Origin of the sequence: Streptococcus mitis, from assembly GCF_946190065.1 — a bacterium.
Taxonomy (GTDB): domain Bacteria; phylum Bacillota; class Bacilli; order Lactobacillales; family Streptococcaceae; genus Streptococcus; species Streptococcus mitis_DE.
Genome location: NZ_CAMHZD010000023.1, coordinates 25,047 through 31,537 on the forward strand (window position 1 = coordinate 25,047; position 6,491 = coordinate 31,537).

At 34.9% G+C, this 6,491-nt stretch carries 4 protein-coding genes; 1 reads left to right on the top strand and 3 read right to left on the bottom strand.

What is annotated here, in order from left to right; all coding sequences use genetic code 11:
- Positions 1 to 114: 114 nt before the first annotated feature.
- From nusB to efp, 3 genes are read right to left on the bottom strand one after another with little or no spacing between them, the layout of a single operon-like run.
- Positions 115 to 540 (bottom strand): transcription antitermination factor NusB, encoded by a 426-nt coding sequence (nusB, locus tag OCF96_RS09220; RefSeq protein WP_261446990.1) that lies wholly within the window; start codon positions 538 to 540, stop codon positions 115 to 117.
- The gene (locus OCF96_RS09225) at positions 533 to 922 is read right to left on the bottom strand and encodes an Asp23/Gls24 family envelope stress response protein (protein ID WP_000510575.1); all 390 of its coding nucleotides are present in this window, start codon (positions 920 to 922) and stop codon (positions 533 to 535) included. Before OCF96_RS09225 ends, nusB begins: the two co-directional genes overlap by 8 nt.
- 21 nt (positions 923 to 943) lie before the next feature.
- Positions 944 to 1,504: an elongation factor P gene (efp, locus tag OCF96_RS09230; RefSeq protein ID WP_000568643.1), complete on the bottom strand. Its 561-nt coding sequence runs from the start codon at positions 1,502 to 1,504 to the stop codon at positions 944 to 946.
- 257 nt (positions 1,505 to 1,761) lie between these two features.
- On the opposite strand from efp, the gene OCF96_RS09235 reads away from it, so the two are divergent.
- On the top strand, positions 1,762 to 6,491 hold a 4,730-nt coding region (locus OCF96_RS09235; RefSeq protein WP_261446991.1), incomplete at its 3' end, for a MucBP domain-containing protein.

Below are 6,491 nucleotides of genomic sequence, written 5' to 3' on the forward strand. Positions count from 1 at the left end.
TACTTCAGAATACGCAAAAACTAGAACTGGCAGTCAGTTCTAGTTTTTATGTGGTTCTTACTTTATACCAAGGGGAAAGTCAAAAGGTGCTTGGAAGACCAAACACCTTTTCGATTATTCATTTTCTTCAGTTACAAATTGACTAAGCAGTCCGTTGATAAAGCGGGCTGATTTTTGATCTGAAAAATTCTTAGCAAGTTCAATGGCTTCATTGACTGCTACCAGCTGAGGTGTATCAAATGATGTGATTTCAAAGATTCCCAAGCGTAGTAAGTTTTTTTCGACCAAGGTCAAGCGTTCAACTGTCCAGCCTGACTTGAGGTGCTGGTTGATTTGTTTATCCAACTCGTTTTTTTGAGCTTGAACGCCAGAAACCAAGTTCAGAAGAAAGGCAGGGATTTGCATATCTGCATCTTCACGGTCATGTGTATATGCAAAGTGACAAGCTGTTTCCACATCTGTCCCGAATTCAAGGCTCATGAGGGCTTGAAAAGCGCATTTACGAAGTTCGCGTCTAGATTCTAATAATGGACTAGTCATTGAGGAAGTCCTCGTTAAATAGATCTTTCAACTCAGGTTTTGGTGTTTTATCTGGAACGATTCCTGCAACATGGATGTTAACAGCAGCAAGTTCCACATCAGCCATATCACGGACAGCATCTTTGACTGCTTTTTGAATAGCAAGAGCAACTTTTGGTACCTTCACACCGTACTCAAGATAGAGATAGATGTCAGCAGTTAGTTCTTCGTTGCTTTCTTTTAAGTAGACGCCACGACCAAGAGAGAGTTTTGATAGGGTATCAGATACGGATTTATTTGAAAATGAGTGGACACCATCAACTTTAGCAGTTGCGATGGCAATGATTTTTTCAAGTACACGTGGAGCGATAACGATTTCGCCAAATTGTTCTTCAATTCCCATAGAATGACCTCTTTCTAGAGATTAGGCACGAGAAACGTAAGTTCCTTCTGCAGTGTTGATGATCAATTTTTGTCCAGCTTCGATGAAGTCTGGAACGTTGACAACAAGTCCAGTTTCCATAGTTGCTGGTTTACCAGAACCTGTGACAGTAGCACCTTTGATAGATGGTTGTGTTTCAGCAACTGTCAACTCAACTGTAGTAGGTACAGTTACACCGATTACTTCAGTTCCGTAGAATTGGATTTTCACATCAGAGTTTTCAAGGATGTAAAGCAATTCATTTTCAACGTTTACGACTGGGATTTCGTATTGGTCGTAAGTTTCAGTGTTCATGAAGTAGGCAGTTTCATCCATTTTGTACAAGTATTGAGCTGGAACAGTTTCGATAATAGCTTGTTCGAATTTTTCTTCTGGACGGTAGCTTGTGTCAAATGTAGAACCAGTACGGACATCACGCAATTTCATACGCATGATCGTGTTCCCTTTACCTGGTTTGTGGTGGCTAGCTTCCAAAACACGGATCAATTTTCCGTCTGCAGTTTCAAATGTCATACCAGCTTTCAATTTGCTTGCTTCAATCATGTTTTTACCTCTTTAATAAATATTATTACTCTTCATTTTACCATAAAAGGAATGAAAAAGAAAGTTGAAGGTGGGATAATGGAGATATTTATATAAATTTATACTTGTACAAAAAATGTTTTAGAATGGTATGTTTTTTAAATGAAATTTATAAACAAATATCTTAAAAATTACTTTGAAATATGATATAATATAGTGAAAGTATATTTGTACCTAAGTGTGCATATATATATATATATATATAAAGGTGGTAAATCATGTTTAAATTGTCGCGACAACAAAAAGATCATCGATATTTTTGTGGTAATAGATACGAAAAATATTCGATTAAAAAATTAAAAGTTGGTGCTGCGAGTGTCTTAATCGGGGCAGGATTTTTGTTTGGTTACAATGTAGATACGGTAGAAGCAGACTCTGCTACTGAAACGGTAGTGACGAAGGATGCTGATATGGGACTAAACCAAGCTCAAGGAAATGCTCAAGCAGGAACTATCTCTGAGCCAAAAGTAGATAGTGCAGGGAAAGCGGAGTTAGCTGAGCAACCAAAATCAACTGAAGAGGCAGAAAAGTCTGTAAAAGTGTCCGAAAAACAGACAGACCAAGCTTCAGCAGTTTCAGAACATACTAACGTTGCAGAAGCAACTGAGACGAAACCATCTGTCGATTTATCTCTCTTGCAAGCAAAACTAGCTGATTTGGAAGCGCAAATAGAGCGTCTCAGAGGAAATAAAAAACAAGCCTCTCAAATTCAGGCTGCCGAAAAACTCGTTGCAGAAGCTAAGCAATATTTAAGTGCATTGGATGCAACAAAGTCAGGAGCTGATAAAAAAGCAAAAGAAGTTAGTTCGTTAACTTCTATCTTAAAATCGATTAAAGCTGAAGAAACACCTAAAGAAAACAAAAATCAAGATAGCCGTAATGGTAAAAAGATGGAAGAAAGAACTGGTTTCCGTACTGGAGGAGTGACAGAGCATGCTTTGACAGGGTCAATTCATTTTGATACATCGAAAGGGCCAACAGAAAAACGAATTCCGGTAGCAAATAATGGTGACGGTGAACGTGTCATTAATATGGCGATTACTTATTCAGCTTCTTCAGATGAGACAGTTACAGATGGTAAAATACGTGTAACTATTCCAAAGGCTTTTCTTCATTCTACTAAAAAACCAGAATTTACAAATTCATCTTTTGTTAAAAGTACAGATGACCGTTCTACAGCTACTGATTATGTTTATGATTTAAATTTAAATCCAATGGCTGGTGGATCTGTTGCGGAAAGTTTATTAAAACTTTATGTAGGAACATCTATAAAGAATGCACCATCAAAAGGTGATTCACTACCAGTGAAGACAGAGTTTATCAGTGGTGGAAATGTCTTATCTACAAAAACAGCAACAGCTACTTTTGATTATTTATCAGAAATTATTTATCGAGAAAAAGATACAAGAGAAAAATTGGTGAAAAATTATTTATCACAGGACCAACGTGAATACAAACTCGGTTCTGTTGTTAATGGTAAATTAACTCCTGTAAAAACTCCTTTTAGAATTCCATTAATTATGACAAATGAACCATTCTTCAATAGTGGAGAAGCTGATGGGTGGAATCAAAATGGTAATGGTCGATTAACAAGTTATGATTATACAATTAGTGGAATTCCAGAGTTTTTAGAATTAGACCCTAATGCTCCTAATAATTCAAAATGGACACTAGAAAATGGAGTAGCTACCTTACATCCAGATCAAACTCGTGGAATTAATCAAATTTTAGTCTATGCCGGACCTGTATTAAGATTAAAAGAGGGTGCCTTAAGTACACCAGAGGAAATTGCAAAGGTTATTGAGTCTAATGGAACAAAAGGCTATAATGCTAAAATTGTTTATAAAGCTGTAGGACATAGACCAGATGGTTCATCATTCACACAAACGCTAGAAAATCCTGATGGTTTTAGAATCTATGCGGGTGATGGTGCTCCTTCGATTGGTAATATGGATGATTACATTAACACACAATCGAATCAAAGACTATTTTCAAATGCTAGTAATGTAGATACATTTGGAGCTCGTTATAGTGTTCCGTTTAATAAAATAAAAGCAGATGGTGGAACATTACCAAGTCAATATTTAAACTATCTTATTCCGAAAGATCAAGAAGGAAATTATTTTACTGAATTTAAAGTATCAGAAGTTTATACAAATGAATTAGAAAATGGAAATGCCGGAGTAAAAGGATACCATGCAGGATATAAAGATTTACGTGGGCAATTTAAAGAAAACTTTCAATTATATGGAGTCAATGAGAATAACCAGCCGGAATTAATTAAAGAATATACGAATATTGATGAATTATTTAGTAAAATTACTCTTAATCCAGATAAAAGATATAATCATTTAATTTTAAAAACTCCTGGAATTGTTGATGAACTACAAAATAGAGAGCAAGCTTCTAAAACAATTATAGGATTAAAAACAGATTTAGATGTAACAGTAGGTACTTGGAAAGAAAAAGCAAAAGATCCAAATATTCAGCGTTATGAAGATAAAATTTCTCAAGTCTTATCGGCTGAAAATACATTAGAAAGTGCTGTTGCAACGCAACGCCCTAATACGGGAGCAAGTAATCCAGCAGTACACACAAAAGAAGCGACAACATTACGTTTATCAATGGATCAAATTGGTAAACGGGACTTGTCAAAAGATAATTTAACACGAGGAAAAAATATTCCAATTACAGTAAGTTATGAAGCACCAGATTATTTTTACTTAGCAGAATCTGATAAAAATGGTATAAAAACATATGACTTACAAAAATTAGATCCAAATATTAATAAAACAAGTGTAATGTTACTAGCAGATCCAAAGTTACCATTGAAAGACTTTAGATTGACAGCGGACAATCGTTTATTATCAAGTACATCAATTTATTATGGTGGAGTAAATAGTGAAGATGGTAATTGGGCTTATAATCGAATAAAAGAAAATTATGATACTGTAAATCCAACGCGTATTATTGAAAATTATAAAGGAACTGGTAAACGTGCCTATATTTTCGAATCAAAAGATTTAGGGTTATCTAGCTTTGATTTAAACAGAGATGGATGGATTAAAGGTGGAACTTATAAACCAGCGGCATTAACTTTTGAAGTAGAAAATAATGGTCAAATTCAAAGTGGAACATATAATATAGAATCTTATCTTGTGTGGAATAGTGATGCTGAAACTTTATTTGGTAATGATCGTTCTTTAAATGCAGATTATGTAGAAGGCCATGAATCAGGTCGAACAATTGCAAAAGCAAATATTAATGTTACGATGAATAATGTAATTGAGTATTCAACATCATTAACAATATCTAAACCAGGAACTACTGGTACACGAGGGATTATTGATGTGAAGAATGGACAAGAAGTTACTCTAACACCTCAAATTGAGAACTTAACAGATACACCTCAAAAAATCAAAGAAGCAGTTGTTTTAATTCCTAAGAGTGAAGCAGTAACGTATTTAGAAGGACCTATTGCTGAGAATTCAGATGAGTATGATATAGAATATACGACATCAACTGCAGCTGATAAAACTACAGGAACTTACGTAACTGCTGATCAAATCACAAATTGGAAAGATGTTACTGCCGTTAAATATAAATTTAAAAAAGATTATACGGTAACAAAACAACATGGCTTTACACATAACTTTAATCTTCGAGTTGATGCTGATAATCCAAACTTTGTTCAAAGTACATCGCAAATTTTCTTGAAGAATAATCAAAATGTATGGTTAGAATCGAATACTGTTGGATTAAGAACAGAAGACGTACGAGGAAAATTAGAAGTCCGTTATATCAATATTAGAAAAGACGATATTCTTCCAAAAATTACTGAAAAAGAATTTGCAGGACAACCATATACTACGACAAAAGAAGATGTCATTCCTCGAGGTCATTGGTCGGGATTACCATATTTATTTAAAGAAATCCAAGCAGATTCAGCTCCAGAAACAGGAACTTATGAAAAACAAGTAACGAAAAAAGTTACGTATGTCTATGAGGAAGCAACATTTAAAGAAGAAAGCAAAACGATTACTCGTACAATTAACTATCTTGAAAAGAATAATGAGAGTAATGTAGTTGCTAATCCTGTTGTACAAAATATTACAGTTACGAGAAAAGTTTACACAGGTAAAGAAACAGGCCGAGTAGTAGAAGGTCCATGGGAATATAGAACTGATGCTTATCAACCAAATTGGCCAACTACAAATTCACCTAAAGTGAATAACTTTGAAGCGCCAGATAGAGCAGTTATTGATAGAGTCTTAGTTTCTCAGGAATTGGTTAATAATGGTAATGTAGTTGAAAATGTTTATTACGAGAGAATTATGCCAATAGGTGGAGATGTAGTTGCAAAATATGTTATCGAAGGTACAACAACTGAATTAAAACCAGCAACAGATGTTGCTAAGGGATTAAAAGTTGGAAAAGAATATACTTCAACAGCGCCAGCAGCAGGTGAAGAATTAACAGCAACTGATGGAAAAGTTTATGTATATAAAGGTCATAAAGATACATCAGCCGCAGAAACGGGTACAGTTACAGCAGATAAACAAGAAGTTGTTTATGAGTACGCACCAAAATTAGGTGGAAACGTCGAAGTTAAATACGTTATCGCAGGCACAGAAACAAACCTAAAAGATCCAGTAACATTAGTAACAAATGGACAAGTAGGAAGTGACTATACTGCAACGAAAGAAAACACCCTCACAAAAGACGGCTTAGTCTATGAATTAGTTAAAACAAATAATGGACTAAAAGAAGGTTCAGCTACAGAAACAGGTAAAGTAACAGAAGCGAAACAAGAAGTTGTTTATGAGTACGCACCAAAATTAGGTGGAAACGTCGAAGTTAAATACGTTATCGCAGGCACAGAAACAAACCTAAAAGATCCAGTAACATTAGTAACAAATGGACAAGTAGGAAGTGACTATACTGCAAC